Raw genomic sequence first — 17,884 nt, 5'->3', positions numbered from 1 at the left:
CGCCTGGACGTGCCTCAAGCGGCGTGTCAAGCGAACCAGGCCGATGATCGAATCTGTAGCCGACTGTAATCAGGCCGGCGGCTTAAAGCGCCCCAATTCAGTTCCGGGTTCGCGGCGTCGGACCTACGTCCTGCTCGAGAAAGTTGATCCGCTGCTGGATCAGGCCGCGATGGCGCTCCCACTCGACGAGGGTTTCCTTGAGCACTTCGATGAGCCGCTCGGCCTGGCGGGTATCGTGGCCGCCGGCATGTAGATAGTCCAGGAGTTCCTCCTGCTTGCGGATTCTGACCCAGCCCTCCTCGATGTCGGTTTCGGCCTTCACCAGCAGTTGCTGCTCGAGCAAAAGCTGCAAGGCCCGATCAGCAGGAAATACGGCCATGGCATCGGGTGTCCTGCTTGAGGGCGGACGGACCAGGCGACTGTAGCACGACCTGCCGGATCATATCGGCATATTCGCGATATTCGACAGCACGCCTGTCGTACATTTCCGCAACGGCACGATGACCTCTCTGCCGCGCATCGACGGCCATCCGCTGAACCAGTTCGGCACGCTCCCCAATGATCCGCAGGGCAACTCGGAGCGCCTCGTCAACCTTGCTTTCCTGCTCCTTTGCAAGGACATCAGCGGCAAAGCCGTGCCCGACCTGGCAGCGAAAGCGCAGAGAGTGATCAGCCTTGATGACTGAAAGGACCCCTCCGCAGCTCGGGCAAGTCAACGCTGCCGGCGCGGCAATTTCCGCCAGCCGTGGGCTGTCGATGCGTTCACCTGCGGCGATCTCGACCTCGAGACGGATGTCGGGCGGGACCGGCAGCGCGGTACCCGAAACCTCCCGGACCAGGTCGGACAGGACGTCGCCGAGCTTGGCCCCCCGGACGCACAAGTCGACCATCGTCGCCTCCAACGCGCGCCGAGGCATCTCGTCGGCGATGGCATCGGCGGGATCCTGCACCAACGCGACGCCGCCACAACGCTTGATCGCACTGAGGCCGTCAGCCCCGTCCGACAGCAAGCCGCTAAGGACGACACCAATCACCCGGGGGCCGTAATACAACGCTGCGGAGCGAAACAGAGGGTCGATCGCCGGCCGGACCATGTTCTCGCGCGGACCGCGGCCGAGCATCATGTGGTTCTCAAACAGCAGCAGATGGTGGTCAGGCGCCGCCAGATAGACGTGGCCGTTCTCGATCACCATACCGCTTTCCGCCTGCCGAACCGGCAACTTGCCGGCAGCGCTCGCAACCGTTGACAGGATGCCGATACCCTGGGCGGGAATGTGCAAGACGACAAACACGGCCGCCGGCAAATCCGCCGGGAAGCGGCCGAGAATCTGCTTGAGCGGTGCGGTTGCCCCGGCGGACCCGCCGATGACGATGATGTCGCGGTGCTGCATGGAACCCGCTCATTTAAACGCCATTTGCAACAAGAAGGCCTATGGTCCAATGTTCCTAAATTCGTTGCTTAGTTCCGGCGTACCAGAGGATTTATGTTAGCCTCTTCAACTCTTTTGCGGGACCGTGCTCCCCTGAGCGGGCGCCGCATTCTGCTCGTCGAAGACGAGTATTTCCTTGCCGACGATATGAGCCGCGAGTTCCGCGTGCTCGGCGCCGAGATCGCAGGTCCTGCGGGCGATATTGACGACGCGCATCGCATGACGAACGACGGCATCCTCGACGGTGCCGTTCTCGACGTGAACGTTCACAACATCATGATCTTTCCGATCGCACGCGAATTGCGAGCTCGCAATGTGCCATTCGTGTTCACGTCCGGCTATGACGCGATCGCAATCGGCAAGGAGTTCGAGAACGTGCCGCTTTGGGAGAAGCCGATCGACGTCCGGGCGATGGCCCATCGACTGGCCGATATGATCCTGCAACGGTGATCAGACCGCGGTCGCCGACCCCAACTTGAGGCCGCAAGCCGATCCTCGCAGCCAGAACATCAATCATCGCAACGAACAGCGATAATCGGACCTTTGCTTTGCATATGTTAGTGCATGGGCCCGCGAAGGTCGTCACGATGCCGGTTCCGGTGAGGTTGAGGGCGAGGCCGCATCATGACCGAGATCGAAACACGGATTGAACAACTGGAGCAACGAGCCGCAGAAAGTGCGCTGATTGCGGACCTGTCGACCGTTTCGGAAACTCGCGTCCGTAACGCACAATTGGCCGACGAACTGGGACAACTCGCCGCGCGGCTCAGAAGCCGGCGGCCGGCGCTTATGTGAACTGAAGCTGGATTTGCGGCTGCAAACCACGAGTTTTGTCGATGGATTCGGAACACGAACCGTAGGGTCCGTGGCGTTGACGCGCGAGCTCGCCGATGGGCCGGAGCCCGTCGAAGCTTACTCTCGTTTCATAGCCCTCGAGGCTCCATCGCCGTCGGCAGGCTCCTGCGCGTCGCGTGCAGACGTTCCGTGGCGCCGATGGCCCAGGAATGTTCCCGGCTGGCTGTTCCTGAGGATTTCCAGCGAACGCGCAATCGCCATTCTCGCATTGGCGAGGATCGCTTCATCATAGGCGGACAGGCTGCTGGACCAGTGGATATAATACCCACGCTTCATCGTGCGCTCCGCGGCTCGCAGGCGGGAGCACACTGTCTCTCAGCCACCGGCGCCAATCAGCGATCTGCGGCGTTTGCCGCTGCCGATGATGCGATGCAAACTCACAGCCCGGCGATTGGTTGCTGTGACTTCGCGAAAAAACCCCTCCGGGTTCCCGGACAAGCGGCGCGTGCGGCCGGGCTGACGGGCGTTGAAATCAACGACCGAAGCAGTTCTTCATCAAATGAGGCACTGTCTCGTGCGGCACCGTCTCCCGATCCCAAACGTCTCGCGATCCCGCGCGACATCAGAACAAAGCGTTATGCAACGAACTGCTCCCGCGCCCAAATGCGACTCAGCATAGAGTGGTCACGTTCGGCTGCTGCTTCAACTGTCCTCCAAGAACCCTAACGCGCAATGCAGCAATCTCACTTGGCTATTTCAGGACGCGTCAAATACCTGCTTTAACTTATGTACATGACGGAGCTCCGAGCCAGCGGCACAATATAGTCAAGCAACTCTTGGAGCGCCGCTATGGAAAAGAAGAAGCGATGTCGTACAAAACAAACACTTACATTGGACGAACGCCTTGAACGGGCCGCGCAACGACTGAGAGGTCAGGCTCTCCACACTTCGTCGACTGAGGACCGAGTCGTCCTGTTCAAAAAAGCCGGACAAATGGAAAGGGCACGCGACATCAATGCACAGCTTTCGCTGTCAGTTGCCAACTCCAGTCCGGAGGTGCAGTCTCGCGAGACCCGACGAGCTTGACCCGCATCGCGGAATTGCTCCACTTCCGTCATTTCGGATTTCTGATCATTCAAACCCCGACCAGAATATCCAGCCTGCGACGACATGCCGGCGTTACCGCATCTCCAGTAATGCGCGCGGCATTCAAGGCTTCTTCTTGAAGGGCATGTCATCGGCGAGAGCGAGATTGCTCTGGCTCCATATAACCGAGACAGCTATCTAACAGAGATGGCCATCGGCTTCACCGATGCGGCCGCTTGAGACAAGGCAGCATTTCCGCGCCGATGCTATGCCCATGGCCAACCATCACGAGAAATGGCGGCGAGCTCGCCCTTTAGTTTTCGCCGCTCGCCAGGCCCATCTGCGTACGGAGAATCTTGATGGCTTGTCCGCAGTCCTGCGGCTTCGTGACCATTGGAATGTGCGCATACTTCTCGGGCAGCGCACCCCTGTCGTACCCTGTGTAGAGCGTGATCGGCACTCCCATTTCAAGCAGGTCGTCAATCAGTTTGTACGTCGCCATTCCGCTCACGTTGATATCGATCAACGCGCCCGAGGCCGTAAAAGCATGTTCCCGCGCCTCTTCGATTGAGGTGAATGGACCGGCAACATGAAACCCTGCCCGCCGCGCCAGCGAAGCACAGTCGTCAGCGATGAAATATTCGTCTTCCACGATCAGAATCGTACGCATGGGTCTGACCTTTTGCGATTGATGTTCGCGGATGTGATGGGTCAACGCATCTTCGCTGACGAGGTTGCCTAACGGGATCAACCCAGATGCGCCCGTAACCTGGTTCCGCTCGAAAGCCGTCGCTTCAATTTTGCTGGGATTCTGGAACAGGAATATCTCTGCCTAGCGATCGCGACAGCCGCGTAAAGTCAACCTCCGGCAATCAGCAGGCCCATAAGCAGACAGAGCAGGACGGTCACTGTCATTGTCACGACGAAGAAGTAACGATCGATCATATCCATCGATAGACTCCCATCCTAGCGTCGAGAGACGACACGAGAGTCGAGACCCGGTACCTTCACTGAATCGTGTTTTTCAGGTTGCGTGCGAGTGAGAACCCTGCTCGCGCGAAAGTTGATGTCTCTTCTCCGGTTCCCGCATTAACCTATGTGCGGTGCTGCGAGCCGCGCTCGCCGAGGGCGGTCGATTCTGATGAGAGGCTCAGGCCCAACTAGCTACGGACATTGACCGCCCTGGCTTCACGGTTTCATCCGGGAAACCATCGGACGGATGCGGTGCGCTTGTTGTACGAGTTCCCCGAACATCAGGAACGTGACCATTGTTGAAGCGTTCGTTGACCGGGGCTTGCAATCAAGGGAGACGAGATGTGAGAAAGCTGACATTTGCAGTGCTTGCAAGCGCTGGCGCCCTCATAGCCTCGAGCGCTTACGCAACAGCGGGCGAGTTTCACAACGGTGACGGCTCACAGCTGCTCCAGCAGGCGCGGCTCGTTTGTAACGACGCCGGGCGATGCTGGCATAGCCAGCGTGATCACGTATACGTCGAACGTGGAGAAATCTACCATGGGCCGCGGCGATATGGATACGACTACGATCGCGGCTATTACCGTGAGCCGGGCATCGGCATTTATGGACCGGGCTTCGGCATTGGCGTCGGCCCGGGTTGGTAACATCTGACACGACGCCTTCTCTCCCGCAGCCCGCCAAAACCTGCGAAGGTTTTGGCGGGCCTTTCACAATCAGGCGCCGTGATCTCACGGAGCAGTGCCCGATAGTTCGGCAACCCGCGCCCGGGCGTCAACTTCAAGACGAAGTCTGCGAGCAGCGGACCGCAGTTCAAACGATATTGCAGGATCGTTCTCTATCGACAGCCGTTGGTATCAAGAGGCGATCGCCGGCGACACGAATCCGGAGCGCGACCATGCCAGAACAAAGAACCGTGCAGAAAGCGAGACAGGACCGACGCGCAGGAAAGTCACCAAGCACCCAAGCGGGCGAGTTCGTGCATGAGGAGATCCGCGAGGTTCGCCACGGCAAACATGGAGCGCGGTCGTCGCAGCAAGCGATCGCAATCGGCTTATCCAAGGCGAGACGTGCTGGCGTCCCGCTCCCTCCACCCAAAAAGGGGAAGGTCAACGCAAGGACCCGCAAAAGCGCCGAATATGCTTATGAGGCAGGTCAAGGCAAACGAAAGACAAAGCGCAGACCGCGCGTTTCTCGCGCGGTCTCGCGGACGCTGAAACGAGAGCCTCGCGATACCGCCTCTCACGCCGCACTGTCGAAACAAGCACGACGCGCCTCCTCGCAGCGATCGGCATCGGCCCGTTCTGCCGCGGCCCGCAAAGCAGCCAAGACGAAAGGATCCGCGAGCCGCTCCGCTGCAGCAAAGAAAGCGGCCCGAACCAGAGCGGACCGTCGTCAACGATAGCAGGAGGGTTCACATCGACGAACTCAACGTCGAGCACTTCGGTCCTCAGCCGCCGTTCTCCCGTTTTCGACATTCGTTTCGCGTCGCTCCTCTAACGCTCGTCGAGGAGTTCGTCCGTCGGCAAGGACAAGTCCTTCCGCCGAACCCATTCGGTTTGCGCAGCGGCTCGCCGCAGGCCACGTTCATTAATGGGTAGCCGCAAGGCATCCATCAGCACGCGCCATTCCCTTTGCGGGTCAATTCCGTCGCGGCCGAAATGCGACTCAAGACCGGCTTCGTCCGAGGAATCGAAGACAGTCAAACCCAACGGGAAGAGCTGACGATATGCCACGTGCTCCGAACATCCCGATACAATTCGGAAGCCAATGCGCAACCCGGCCTCGGCCAAGCTATTCTTGATCACCGACTCGCCGACGGTTCTGTTGGCCAGTACGACCCAATCGAAGAAGCCTGGATCCACCCTCCCGCGAGCTCTCCGCGCAAGTTCGACCATTGCAGCATGACTTCCCGTGCCGATGATCCCGTGCGTTACGGGATCGGTTGGACCGAGCGCACAAAGGTCGAGAAAGCTATCCTGCAGGGGCGTTACGACGGTGTCGGCGAGCATGTGTGCAAGCCGGACGAGATAGCCGTCGCATGGTGGGGTATCGACCACAACCAGGTCGCACTGCTCCAACGCTGCGGCAGCCTGTTCGAATGCGTCCAGCTGTTCCGCCTCGGTCCTGTCCATGCCATTCGACGGTGGTATCTTTCGGTGCAACGGATGGCCGAGTTCGATGCTTCGCCAGTTGGCCCATATCCGGCGGTTCTCGACGTAGTGAGTTAAGCCACCCTGATCTCCGTCGAGGTCCAGGGTGCCAACCTTTTGGCCGGCCTTGAGGAGCCCCACAGCCAAGTGCATCGCAAGCGTCGTCTTGCCCGAGCCGCCCTTTCCGCTGCTGACGACCAGAATGTGTGGTGAACTGCGGAGCGTGCGAAACGCCCCATACTCCATAGCGAGCTCCAGTGCCAAATGTACCCATGAGTCAATGGATCGCGGTGAGCGGAGTTCCTATCGAACCTGTGCAGATTCAGAGGCTTTCACCAAGCTCTACCCATAGGCGTTGTGGTGGCAAGAAGTGCTCCAGACTGCTCAGACTGAGAGCGAGGCCATGTCGCGCCTATCTTCGTCCAGAGAGGCGAACTGCCCCGCCGCCGCAGTAATGCGTTCACCTGCCCCGGGTTAGGCGACTCTCGACCGCGGAGAAGACTTGCGACTTTTTGATCGAGACCCGTGAAGCGGCTTCTTCGTGCGCTTCGACGTACTACGTTTTCGCGCATCCGGCCGCCGCGAGCGGTCGAACTTATTCGACAGATCCTTGATCAACTTGAACTTGAGGACCAAAGGCTCGTCGCTCCGCCGAACTATCGTGGCCCTGCTCCGCTCGATCGGAGGCAATAACATCGCTCGAGCGACTGCATGCCTTAGCTTCATGGAGCCATGATTTGTGAGTACAACAAGCTCTTCCGGGTTTACTTTCACCGTGGGTTCCTCACGCCGATAAAAGCCTTCCCCTATTGAACGTCGAGCGCCAGCTAGAGTTTCACGAGCATTCCCTGTTGGTCGACTGGATTCATTCGGTAGATTGTCCGCAGTTGTTAACTGACTTTCGGCGCCGATCTTGCCCAACATGGGGAACGCCACCTCAGATCAATCCGTTGACAATTCGAGGAGGTGGATAACATCGATGCATGACAGTCACGAAATCTTTCGCGATGCGGAGCTTTGGTTGGCTGCTGTGGTGAGCTGCGCGCCAGCTTTGCTGATCGCCATCTTGATGATCTTGTCGCTGGTGCAGTCACAGACTCCAGGCTGACACTCGTCTGCGCTTTGACGTTGCGCGGGGCCGTGCCGAGCGGGTGCGGGTCATGGGCTGGCGAACTCGCCGATCAGCGCAATCCGTCTCTTAGCACTCGCTCAGCTGCTCCACGACGCCGTCACTGAACGGCTTGACAGGGACGTGGTGCGCTTCGCTGACTATCTTGGAACTTCCATCCCGATGTCGAGGTTCCAAATCGATCATGTGAACAATAGGCGTTTCCAGAAGCAGTACGAGCTTTCCGCGTGCGCATGAACATAGGATTGTCGCGCCGTCGACTTCCGCCGGAAACCATTCGACGGACGCGGCAAACGTGCTGTTCCGGCTGCCTGTTCCCAGAACAATCAGGAACGCTGCCATTGTCGAGGCGTTCGTTAGCTGGGGCTTGCATGCGATGGAGACGAGACATGAGAAAGCTGACTGTGGCGGTGCTTGCCGGCACCGGCACCCTCATAGCCTCGAGTGCTTGTGCAACAGCGGGCGAGTTTTACAACAGCGACAGCTCACAGCTGCTCCAGCAGACTCGGCTCGTTTGTAACGATGCCGGACGATGCTGGCACAGCCGGGGCGATCGCGTCATCGTCGGACGCGGAGAAACCTACTACAGTCCACGGGGATACTACTACGATGACGACTACGATCGTGGCTACTATCGTCGGCCGGGCATCGGTATTTATGGACCGGGCTTCGGCATCGGCGTCGGCCCCGATTGGTAACACCTCGCACGACGCCTTCTCACCCGAAGCCCGCCAGAACCTGCGTCGGTTTTGGCGGGCTCTTTTCGCAAACGGAGGCCGTGATCTCACATGTGAAGCAGTTCTCGGCAGTTCGGCGTTTCCCCCTAGCGGCAACTGGAGGTCGGTGTCTGCGAGAAACTTGCTCTGGCTAGAGCTCAAACGATACTGGAGGATCATTCTTCTTCGACAGCCGTTAATAAATCGAGAAACGATCGCCGGCGACTCCAACCCGGAGAGCGGCCATGCCAGAACGAAAAACCGTGCAGAAAGCGACACAGGACCGGCGCGCGGGAAAGTCACCAAACACCCAGGCGGGCGAGTTCGTGCATGAGGAGATCCGCAAGACCCGCCGCAGTGAACACGGAGCCCGATCTCCGCAGCAGAAAGCAGCCCGAACCAACATCGAGCATTCCAGTTTCAGGCGCCGCTCGGCCTTCGTTGAGATTTGCTTCGTGCCAAACCTCTAACCAGGCAGTTACTTGCTATGCCGAGAGCACGACCGAAAAGGAAAGGTTCCACAGCGCGCCTACGCGAAACGGGCCAGTTTTTGAACGCCCAACGACGCTATGAACGCTACGTGGAGTTGGCTCGCGCCAAAGCCCTGACCGGTGACTACGTGGCGGCGGAAAACTACTTGCAACACGCCGAGCACTACCTTCGGTCAATGCAGGCGAGACAAGCGCCGGACCCGTTACGCAAGTAACGGCGCGCAGCGCGGCGAAAGCGAAGGCCCCTTCGTTCATCCGGTGTGCTGGGCGCGCTTCGAAACCAGCGCTCGGTTCCACAATCCGAGCGTGGCGCCATGCAGCTCTGTCATTTGTGACCGAGGCGCCGTCTAGACGCGAGTGAACCGGACTCGATTTCAGTTGTTCGGAACCCACATTGGACTCGAAATCGAACGTCGGCGAGCCTCGAATTCGCCGCCAACCGCAATTGCTGTACTTTCTCTGCGCTCGGGGCGGACTTTGCATGCGCACAGCCTACAGCGGTCGCGGAAGCCGGAATCCCGCTAGCGCAGATGCTCCCCGGTAGTCTTACGACTCCCCAAAACATAAACCACTATTGCGCGCGCACCGACCACTATGGGCCAGGATCTTGCCATGACCTGCCTGAGGCTAGCACCGACGCCGCTCGCGCGTATTTCAGGCGGCCGGCGTTGTAGTGTCAGAGCGTCACTCGGCTTACGACACCGCGTCTTGGGGCCCTACCCTGGACCGATCACCGAGATTGAGCTTGGTGATGTCGCCGCCGGCCCAGGCCAATGTCTTCGGGTCCATCACGCGGAACCAGAGCGGCGGGATCGCCGCAAGCCCGAACATGCCCGTATAACCGTTCGGGAGACGCGGGATGTCGGCGAAGTCGCGCAGCGATTGGTATGGGCGCATCGGGTTGGCGTGGTGATCGGAATGACGTTGCAGGTGGAACGTCATTAAGTTCGAGACGATGTGGTTGGTGTTCCACGAGTGCCGGGGCTCGACCGGCTGGTAACGGCCGTTCGGCAGTTTCTCGCGCAGCAGCCCGTAGTGCTCCACATAGTTGGCCTGGGTCAGCGCATACCAGCCGAGGAAATGATGGGCCACGATGAACGGCGCGACTTTCCAACCGAACAGCGCAATCAGCGCGGCCGCAACGACGAGCGTCAGCGCAAAGCCCCGCAGGATTTCGTTGTGGATTGACCAGATGCCCTCGCCGCGCTTGGTCAGCCGCTCGGCCTCGTTGCGCCAGCCGCGCTTGAACGCACCAGGCAGCTCGCGCAAGGCGAAAGCATAGATGGATTCGCCAAAGCGCGCGCTCGCCGGATCCTCCGGTGTCGCCACCCAGGTGTGATGGCCGCGATTGTGCTCGATGCGGAAGTGGGCATAACCCACGGCGTTGTTGGCGAGCACACCGAAGAAGGTGTTGAGCCGGTCGGGCTTGTGGCCGAGTTCGTGCCCGACCAGCAATGCGCCGCCATCTATGGTGCCGACGCCGAGCAGCAACGCGATGTAGGACCACCACGGTAGATCCTGCGTGCCGAAGAAGGCAATCAGAGCGATGTAGTTCACCCAAGGAAACACCACCGTCAGCCGCGCAAGCCGCAAATAGTAAGGATCGGCCTCCATAGCGGCGACCACCTCGGCCGGCGGATTGTGGGTGTCTTCGCGGATCAGGGCATCGAGCAGCGGGATCAGGACGAAGATGAAGATAAAGGGAATCAGCGTCACCAGCGGAGTCGCTGTCCTGAGATAGAGCCAGTAGGACAGCAGCGGGACCAGCGGCGGAATGAAGGAAAGCATCCACAGATAGCGTTTGCCGTCCCGATAGGTGACCGTTTCGCCGGCAGCATTCGTGGCCGTGAAAATCATCACATTCCTCCAGCGCGTTTTTCGAGGCGGCGTGACGCCGTTGTGGAGCGAAGCATGCCGTGAGGCCGGTTTGCACCGCCAGTTCCCAACAAGCCAATTTTGTGGCATTTTGCGCCAAATCTGGTCCGCTCGTCGCTAGCTCGGGAGGTCGCCGACGCAATGCCGGGATCGAATTCGGACGCCCTTCGAGCGCCGGTAACGGTGAGCTACGCGCGGGCACTGGTGCGGGCATTCGGCAAGGCCCGAAGCGAGCGCGACGAACTGCTCAAGGGCACGGGAATTCAGCAGCAGGTCCTCGATCAACCCGGCGCTCACATGCCGGTGTCTGCGCTGGTCGTTCTGGCAGCGAACATTACCCGCAGATACGGCGAGCTGTGGCCGTTGTCTGCCGCGCCGGTCTGGTCGACTTCGCTGCAGGGGGCGCTCGATGTCGCGACCAGAACCGCGCCGACCATCGCGGACGCGTTGAATACCGGCGCGCGTTTCGGGTCGACCCGCGCGCCGTTTATCCGCAACCGGCTGCGCAGAACCGCGCGCTCGATCCAGATCGAGATAGCTCCCGCTGTCGCCATGGACGATGCGCTGTGGCGCGCGGTGGCGTTGGCGGTCAGCCTGAACGTGCACGCATCGTATTCGCAGCTCCTCGAGGATTCCATCGAACTTGCGACCCTGGAGTTTCCGTGGCCACCACCTGCAGACGTGGAGCGGCTGGCGCCGCATTATTCCTGCAGGGTGAAATTCAACGCGGCAGCCTTCGTCTTCGACGTACCGAAGGATCTTTGCGCGCGCCCTTCCCCCTTCGCTGATCCGGAATTGCACGGCAGGGCCATCGAGGCGCTGGAGGCGATCGAGAAGCCCCGATCGGACACCGCGGCGTTAGCACGGATCGTCGAGAGCCTCATCACCGCACGTTTGCCGCAGCGCCTCGGCGAGGAGGAAGCCGCGCATCTCGTCGGCACCTCGCGTCGTACGTTGGTGCGGCGACTGGCTGAATCCGGCACCGCCTTCCGGTCACTGCTCGATTGCGTGCTGCGCGAACGCGCCCGCACAATGCTCGCAACCGGCACGCAATCGCGCGACGAGATGGCTGCGGCGCTCGGCTATACCGATGCGACGAGCTTTAGCCGCGCCTGCCGGCGCTGGTTCGGCAACGACAGCGAGCCGCGATTCGTCGATGAGATTTAGGCCGCCCCGATAGAATTTGCGGCCTGAGCTCTCGCTTTCCCCATCCGATCTCGCCTCACTTGCTCCCGCCTGATGCAGGATCGTGACGAAATGCCGCCAAATAGCGGTGCTTTGCTCGACGATCCCGGTACGAATCAAGGTCAACAATGAGTTCGGTTGAGGAAACTTCGGTCGCGCCGCACTGGCGCCAATTGGTGAACGACGTCTCGTGTCAGATGCCCGCCCACTGCGGCGAGCGGCGAGGTCCGACCTATCAACGCAAGCAAGCGCTATCGTCACTTCGACTGGCCGTACTGAGGCTCGTCTCGCTCGCGGTGCTCGCGTTCGGCTGCGGCGGGCTTCACGCCCAAGGCGCGCCTGCTCCCGACAAGGAATTGATCGTCGCGACCAAGGAAGCTCCGCCGTTTGCGATGAAGCAGCCGGATGGCAGCTGGAGCGGCATCAGCATCGCGCTCTGGCGAAAGATCGCCGATCGCGCACATCTGCGCTTCCACCTGGTCGAGACCGAGAGCGTGCCGGATTTGCTGGACGGCGTCGCGAACGGCCGCTTCGACGCCGGCGTGGCGGCGGTGACCGTGACTGCCGAGCGGGCCCGCAAAGTCGATTTCACTCAACCCTTCTACAATACCGGGCTCGGCGTTGCAGTCCCGATCAACGAGAACCCCTGGGTCTCGATCGGACGGGCACTTCTCTCTTTCGGGTTCTTCCAGGCCGTCGGAGTGTTGCTTGGTTTCGCAATGGCGGTCGGGTTCCTCATTTGGGTGTTCGAGCGGCGGAAGACGGAGCACTTCGGCGGCGGCGCCAAAGGGCTCGGCTCCAGCTTCTGGTGGTCGACCATCGCCATGACGCAGGCCGGAGCCGCCCAGAACGCGCCGGCAACCCTCCCCGGGCGGATCGTCGCCATGGGCTGGATGATCGCTTCCGTTATCGCCATTGCGGTGTTCACCGCCGGTATCACCTCCACCTTGACGCGCAGGGGGCTCGAAGGCTCCGTTCATGGCTTCAACGACCTGCGGTCCGTGCGCGTCGGCGCAGTCGCGAACTCCCCAACGACTGACTACTTCAAGCGTCAGCGGCTTTCCGTTCGCACGTTTCCGGACATTCAAAGCGGCCTGTCCGCGCTGGGCCGAGGCAAGATCGACGCCTTCGTCCATGACAAGCCGCTCCTGACCTGGATGGTTCGGAACGACTTCTCGGCCACGGTCCGTGTCGTCGATACCAGCTTCAGCAGCGAGAGCTATGCGATCGTGCTGCCGAAAGGCAGCGCGCTGCGGCCGACGCTCGATCTCGCCGTCCTCGATCAAATCGAAAGCGACTGGTGGCAGCAGACGCTGTTCGAGACCCTTGGCAACGCGCGATCCCGCTGACCATTGTGCGAAATATCCACGTTCCTGGCGCGGCTTCGCCGTAATTTATACTTCAGTAAACATATCATGGGAGGGTCGATCAGCAAGTTGCGTTGGAGTTCACCAGTGATCGATTTTGACGAGCTGCGTAGTCTCGCGGCAGACGTTCGCATTTTCATCGAAGCCTCCGACGACAAGGCGGGTGCGCTCAAGGCCGTCGTCAACGCCTACGATGTCGTGCTGGGTATCTTCCCCTCCTCCGCTGGAATGGACCTTCATGTGGTCAAGGGGACCGAAGTCCTCAACCACATCGCTCAGACCCAAATTACCGGCGATTTCACCCACACTGCCATCGCATTCCAGAATCGGGAACAGGCGATCGCTTTGCAGCACGCGATGGCGGCTTAGCTGCGTTCTTCGCGCCCTCGCGCCTGTCGTCGGGCGTGATATCGATCGGCTGCGGCCAAATTGCGTTGAGCAGCTCCGCCAGTCTGGCTCCTGCTCAGCATCAGCGCCCTCTGAACCGCGGCCTCCGCCGTCCGAGGAACGCCTCGACGCCTTCCTTGTGGTCTTCGGTCAGGCTCGCCAGCGCAAATTGATCGAGGTCCATGTGACTGGCGAGGTCGTCCAGCGCATGCGCGAGCCGATTGACGGTCAGCTTGGTCATCGCCACCGGGATCGGCGGTTGGGCCGCGACTTTGGCCGCCAGCGCCATCGCGGCCTCATACGACTTGCCGGGATCGGCGACCTGCTCCACCAGTCCCCATTCGTAGGCTTCCCCGGCGGAGATGCGGTCGTCGGCCAGGATGACCACCTGCTTGGTACGCGCCGGTCCCATCAGATGCAGCATGCGCGGCACGCTCTGCCAGCTCATGTTCATGCCGAGCCCGATCTCGGGCACCCGCAGATGCGCGTCGCGCGCCATGACGCGAAAATCCAGCGCGACCGCGAGCGCCACGCCGCCGCCGACACAGAAGCCTTCGATTGCGCCGATCGTGACCTGCTCGATGTCCTGCCAGGCCCGCGTCAGCCGGGGTCCGAGTTTCAGGTGCCGGCGCAGCGCGCCCATGTCCATGGTCTGCCGTGAACGCCCCTCGGCGTCCTTGAGGTCAAACCCGGCGCTGAACGATTTGGCGCCGCCGGTCAGCACGACGACGGAGGTTCCGGCATCATCCTCGAAGCTGCGCGCGGCGTCGGTGAGCTGCCGCATCGCCTCTGGCGATAGCGCGTTGATGCCGTCGCCGCGGTCGAAACGCACCACAGCGATGCGGCCCTCGGGCCCGAGCCCCTTCTCGATCGTCACGTCGTCTGCCACCAATACCTCCCTGATCGCGTTGTTTTGTAAGATGCGGGCAAACCGCTCGCCTCGACATAGCACGGCCTCTTCGCCTATCCTGCCGGGATGAGCGAACATGATCACGACCATCATCACCACGATCACGACCATTCCGAGCTCTCGGAGACCGAACTGCGTGTCCGCGCGCTGGAATCGATCCTGAGCGAGAAGGGTTATCTCGAGCCGGCGGCGCTCGACGCCATCGTGCAGGCCTACGAGACGAAAATCGGCCCCCATAATGGGGCCCAGGTCGTCGCCAAGGCCTGGACCGATCCCGCATTCAAGAAGGCACTGCTCGAAGACGCCAGCAAAGCGGTCGGCACCCTCGGCCATGTCAGCCGGGTCGGCGATCATCTCGTCGCGGTCGAGAATACGCCAGGCCGTCACAACATGGTCGTTTGCACGCTCTGCTCTTGCTATCCGTGGGAGATGCTGGGGCTGCCCCCCGTTTGGTACAAGGCCGCGCCATATCGCTCACGCGCGGTTAGGGATCCGCGCGGCGTGCTCACCGATTTCGGCGTCAGCCTGCCGAAGGAGACCGAAATCCGGGTCTGGGACTCGACCGCGGAAACGCGCTTTCTGGTCCTGCCGATGCGGCCTGAAGGCACTGAAGGCTGGAGCGAGCAACAACTCGCCGAGCTCGTAACGCGCGACTCCATGATCGGCACCGGTTTTCCTAGGAAACCCGGAGCCCCGTCATGAACGGCGTCCACGACATGGGCGGCATGGACGGGTTCGGCAAGGTTGAACCCGAGCCGAACGAGCCGATGTTCCATGAAGAATGGGAATCGCGGGTGCTGGCGATGGTGCGCGCCATGGGCGCAGCCGGAGCCTTCAACATCGACGCATCGCGCTTCTATCGCGAAACCCTGCCGCCACACGTCTATCTGTCGAGCTCTTATTACAGGAAATGGCTGCTTGGGCTTGAAGCCTTGCTCCTCGACAAGGGCTTTATCGCGCAGGATGACATGGCGGCCGGACATTCCGTGACGCCGGCGAGCCCTCTGAAGCACGGCAAGTTCTCCGTTGCGGATGTCGAGCGCGTGATGGTGCGCGGCAAGTTCGGCCGCACGGCGCCGGCGCTCGCGAAGTTCAAGGCAGGCGATCGCGTGCGGGCGAAGAACATCCATCCCGCGACGCACACGCGGCTGCCACGTTATGTGCGCGGTCATATCGGCGTGGTCGAGCGCGATCACGGCTGTCACGTTTTTCCGGATACGGCTGCGAACGACGCCGGAGAGCGTCCGCAGTGGCTCTACACGGTCGTGTTCGATGGACGCGAGCTCTGGGGCCCCGACTCCGACCCGACCATCAAAGTGTCGATCGACGCATTCGAGCCGTATCTGGAGCCCGCGTGATGGATACATCTGCGGCCGCACGTGCCACCGGCGCCATATCCAGCATTCCGCGCGACGAAGATGGCCCGGTGTTCCGCGCGCCCTGGGAAGCGCAGGCCTTTGCGATTGCGCTGACACTGCGCGACCGTGGCGTGTTCACCTGGAGCGAATGGGCCGCAGCCCTTGCCGACCAGATCAAGCGCGCACAAGCCGCCGGCGATCCCGACACCGGCGAAACCTATTATCTGCATTGGCTGGCCACGCTCGAGCACATCGTGGCCGCGAAGGGCGTGACGACGTCGGAAACGCTGCATCGCTATCGCGATGCTTGGGACCGCGCCGCGGACCGCACCCCGCACGGCAAGCCGATCGCGCTGACGCCGGACGATTTCGAATAGTGGCCACATGTCGCGCTTCGTTCCGTCAGTTTCCTTCGGGACGCCACTTCGCGGCTGCTCCAGCGACAAAGGCAAGCCTTTGCGCGGGGATGACGGGTTAGTTTCCGATTCACATGTCAAACAGCTTGTTCAGCGTCATCACCCGCGCATGCGGATGCGGGTGATCCAGTATTCCAGAGACGCCGGAGCTTGAGCCGAGAGGCCGCGGCGTACTGGATCGCCCGGTCCCGTCTACGCCAAGGCTTCGACGAGGCCACAAATCCTTGGCGCGCCGAAGCTTTAGCGAAGGCGGCGAGCCGGGCGATGACAGTTGGGGATGGGATATAGCTTCGCATTCTCGCGACATGAATTGTCCGAGCTTTGCATTTCGTTTCGCCGCTCTGGAAGCAGAGGGCGCAGGGAAAGCCGGGTGCCGATCGCACCCATGGGTCCCGTGCAATGGGTAGAAAGCACGGGAGGTAGGACCACAGGTGTAACCGGAGCAATCCGGCTTTCCCTGCGCGATGGGTTACGGCTTATACGTGCTCCCCGGTGAGACTGGGCTGTTTTGTCACCGTCCTCCGCAAAAACGCTTTCGCGTTTTGCGGGGAGACACCTGCCACTAGGTGTGAGCTTTCAGGAGGTTGTCCATCTGGTCTGAACCGAGGAAGCTGAGGTTGCGAAACTTCAGTGTTCCCCGGAGAGACCAGATGAACATCCACAAGAATGCGCCTTTGACGCCGAAAGGTCGAGAGGCGATGGTGCGGAGCGTGATCGAGGGCGGCCTGACGAAGGCCACAGCCGCGCTCCAATTCAATGTGACGGCAAAGACGGTCGCCAAATGGGTCAAGCGCTTCCGCGCATTAGGCGTCGATGGTTTGCGGGATCGTTCCTCGCGGCCTCATTCATTGCCAAGCCAAACCCCGGCAGCCACATGCGCCGCTGTCGAGACGTTCCGCCGGCAGCGCCACACCGGCAAACAGATCGCGCTCGAAGTTGGGGTCTCCGCAGCAACCGTCAGCCGTATCCTGCGCCGACTCGGTTTGAACAGGCTGGCTGCCCTGGAGCCGGCCGAGCCGATCCGGCGCTATGAGCGCCAGCATCCTGGTGAACTGATCCACATAGACATCAAAAAGCTCGGCAAGTTCAATCGGATCGGCCATCGGATCACCGGCGATCGACATGGGTCGAGCAATCTGCGTTCTCGCCGTCAAGGGCCAGGCTGGGAATACGTACATGTCTGCATCGACGATGCGTCACGGATCGCTTTCAGCCAGGTCATGAAGAACGAGCGAAAGGGTTGCGCCATCGCTTTCCTCAAGGCGGCCGTGGCCTACTACGTGAGCCTCGGCGTGAAGGTACAGCGCGTCATGACCGACAACGGCGCGTGCTACAAATCCTTCGCCTTCCTAAGGGCGTGTAAGCGCCTCGGCCTCAAGCACATCCGCACCAGGCCCTATACACCCAAAACCAATGGCAAGGCCGAACGCTTCATTCAAACCAGCCTACGAGAATGGGCCTATGCGCAGGCCTACAACACCTCAGCAGAAAGAGCAGCCGAGTTGCCACGATGGCTTCATTGCTACAACTGGCATCGTCCTCATGGCAGTATCGGCTCAAAGCCACCGATCAGCAGACTCGGATTGACCGGGAACAACCTCTTGAGGCTCCACA

19 protein-coding genes are annotated in these 17,884 nt (G+C 61.0%); 13 read left to right on the top strand and 6 right to left on the bottom strand.

Features of this window, described 5'->3' with window-relative positions:
* Positions 1-97 precede the first annotated feature (97 nt).
* Entirely contained in the window at positions 98-352 is a 255-nt protein-coding gene (locus tag AS156_RS16410) for a hypothetical protein (RefSeq protein WP_245312853.1), read from the bottom strand.
* 7 nt (positions 353-359) lie between these two features.
* Positions 360-1,391 carry a chemotaxis protein CheB gene (locus AS156_RS16405; RefSeq protein ID WP_066506114.1) on the bottom strand — a complete coding sequence of 344 codons (1,032 nt, stop codon included), beginning with the start codon at positions 1,389-1,391 and terminating at the stop codon, positions 360-362.
* A gap of 93 nt (positions 1,392-1,484) precedes the next feature.
* On the opposite strand from AS156_RS16405, the gene AS156_RS16400 reads away from it, so the two are divergent.
* The gene (locus tag AS156_RS16400; protein WP_066506110.1) at positions 1,485-1,880 is read left to right on the top strand and encodes a response regulator; all 396 of its coding nucleotides are present in this window, start codon (positions 1,485-1,487) and stop codon (positions 1,878-1,880) included.
* 174 nt (positions 1,881-2,054) lie between these two features.
* Positions 2,055-2,225, top strand: coding sequence for a hypothetical protein (locus AS156_RS40725; protein WP_201456045.1), 171 nt, complete (start codon positions 2,055-2,057; stop codon positions 2,223-2,225).
* A gap of 1,399 nt (positions 2,226-3,624) precedes the next feature.
* Here AS156_RS40725 and AS156_RS16390 read toward each other — a convergent pair.
* Together AS156_RS16390 and AS156_RS16380 are read right to left on the bottom strand one after the other, a co-directional pair.
* Complete coding sequence (locus AS156_RS16390) at positions 3,625-3,981, bottom strand: response regulator (protein ID WP_066506104.1); 357 nt, start codon at positions 3,979-3,981, stop codon at positions 3,625-3,627.
* Between the two features lie 1,798 nt (positions 3,982-5,779).
* On the bottom strand, positions 5,780-6,682 hold the full coding sequence (locus AS156_RS16380) for a division plane positioning ATPase MipZ (protein WP_066506100.1): 903 nt from the start codon (positions 6,680-6,682) through the stop codon (positions 5,780-5,782).
* A 733-nt stretch (positions 6,683-7,415) separates the two neighbouring features.
* Here AS156_RS16380 and AS156_RS45615 point away from each other — a divergent pair.
* From AS156_RS45615 to AS156_RS40710, 4 genes are all read left to right on the top strand, one after another.
* Positions 7,416-7,544 (top strand): hypothetical protein, encoded by a 129-nt coding sequence (locus AS156_RS45615; protein WP_283807923.1) that lies wholly within the window; start codon positions 7,416-7,418, stop codon positions 7,542-7,544.
* Positions 7,545-7,954: 410 nt separating this feature from the next.
* Positions 7,955-8,263, top strand: a complete 309-nt coding sequence (locus tag AS156_RS40715) for a hypothetical protein (protein ID WP_082747538.1) — start codon at positions 7,955-7,957, stop codon at positions 8,261-8,263.
* 263 nt (positions 8,264-8,526) lie between these two features.
* Positions 8,527-8,751, top strand: a complete 225-nt coding sequence (locus tag AS156_RS16365; RefSeq protein WP_066506096.1) for a hypothetical protein — start codon at positions 8,527-8,529, stop codon at positions 8,749-8,751.
* 17 nt (positions 8,752-8,768) lie between these two features.
* The gene (locus AS156_RS40710) at positions 8,769-8,987 is read left to right on the top strand and encodes a DUF4167 domain-containing protein (RefSeq protein WP_082747537.1); all 219 of its coding nucleotides are present in this window, start codon (positions 8,769-8,771) and stop codon (positions 8,985-8,987) included.
* Between the two features lie 478 nt (positions 8,988-9,465).
* Here AS156_RS40710 and AS156_RS16360 read toward each other — a convergent pair whose 3' ends face one another.
* Positions 9,466-10,629, bottom strand: a complete 1,164-nt coding sequence (locus AS156_RS16360; protein ID WP_066506094.1) for an alkane 1-monooxygenase — start codon at positions 10,627-10,629, stop codon at positions 9,466-9,468.
* A 159-nt stretch (positions 10,630-10,788) separates the two neighbouring features.
* Here AS156_RS16360 and AS156_RS16355 point away from each other — a divergent pair, with 159 nt between their 5' ends.
* The 3 genes from AS156_RS16355 (at position 10,789) to AS156_RS16345 (ending at position 13,568) form a co-directional block, all read left to right on the top strand.
* On the top strand, positions 10,789-11,814 hold the full coding sequence (locus AS156_RS16355) for a helix-turn-helix domain-containing protein (protein WP_136626258.1): 1,026 nt from the start codon (positions 10,789-10,791) through the stop codon (positions 11,812-11,814).
* Between the two features lie 314 nt (positions 11,815-12,128).
* Complete coding sequence (locus AS156_RS16350; protein ID WP_245312863.1) at positions 12,129-13,181, top strand: transporter substrate-binding domain-containing protein; 1,053 nt, start codon at positions 12,129-12,131, stop codon at positions 13,179-13,181.
* A gap of 105 nt (positions 13,182-13,286) precedes the next feature.
* On the top strand, positions 13,287-13,568 hold the full coding sequence (locus AS156_RS16345) for a hypothetical protein (protein WP_066506182.1): 282 nt from the start codon (positions 13,287-13,289) through the stop codon (positions 13,566-13,568).
* A gap of 100 nt (positions 13,569-13,668) precedes the next feature.
* On the opposite strand, the gene AS156_RS16340 is transcribed toward AS156_RS16345, so the two are convergent.
* Complete coding sequence (locus AS156_RS16340; RefSeq protein ID WP_066506180.1) at positions 13,669-14,475, bottom strand: enoyl-CoA hydratase/isomerase family protein; 807 nt, start codon at positions 14,473-14,475, stop codon at positions 13,669-13,671.
* Positions 14,476-14,562: 87 nt separating this feature from the next.
* Between AS156_RS16340 and nthA the strand changes: the two genes are divergently transcribed.
* The 4 genes from nthA to AS156_RS16320 all read left to right on the top strand — a co-directional run.
* Positions 14,563-15,198: a nitrile hydratase subunit alpha gene (gene nthA / locus AS156_RS16335; RefSeq protein ID WP_066506089.1), complete on the top strand. Its 636-nt coding sequence runs from the start codon at positions 14,563-14,565 to the stop codon at positions 15,196-15,198.
* Complete coding sequence (nthB, locus tag AS156_RS16330) at positions 15,195-15,854, top strand: nitrile hydratase subunit beta (protein WP_066506087.1); 660 nt, start codon at positions 15,195-15,197, stop codon at positions 15,852-15,854. Before nthA ends, nthB begins: the two co-directional genes overlap by 4 nt.
* Positions 15,854-16,231, top strand: a complete 378-nt coding sequence (locus tag AS156_RS16325; RefSeq protein WP_066506085.1) for a nitrile hydratase accessory protein — start codon at positions 15,854-15,856, stop codon at positions 16,229-16,231. Before nthB ends, AS156_RS16325 begins: the two co-directional genes overlap by 1 nt.
* A gap of 689 nt (positions 16,232-16,920) precedes the next feature.
* A partial coding sequence (locus tag AS156_RS16320) for an IS481 family transposase (RefSeq protein WP_066501212.1) occupies positions 16,921-17,884 on the top strand: 964 nt, incomplete at its 3' end.

This window comes from Bradyrhizobium macuxiense, assembly GCF_001542415.1.
GTDB lineage: Bacteria > Pseudomonadota > Alphaproteobacteria > Rhizobiales > Xanthobacteraceae > Bradyrhizobium > Bradyrhizobium macuxiense.
The sequence above is the reverse complement of the archived record's forward strand: the minus strand, read 5'-3'. Positions and strand labels throughout refer to the sequence as shown.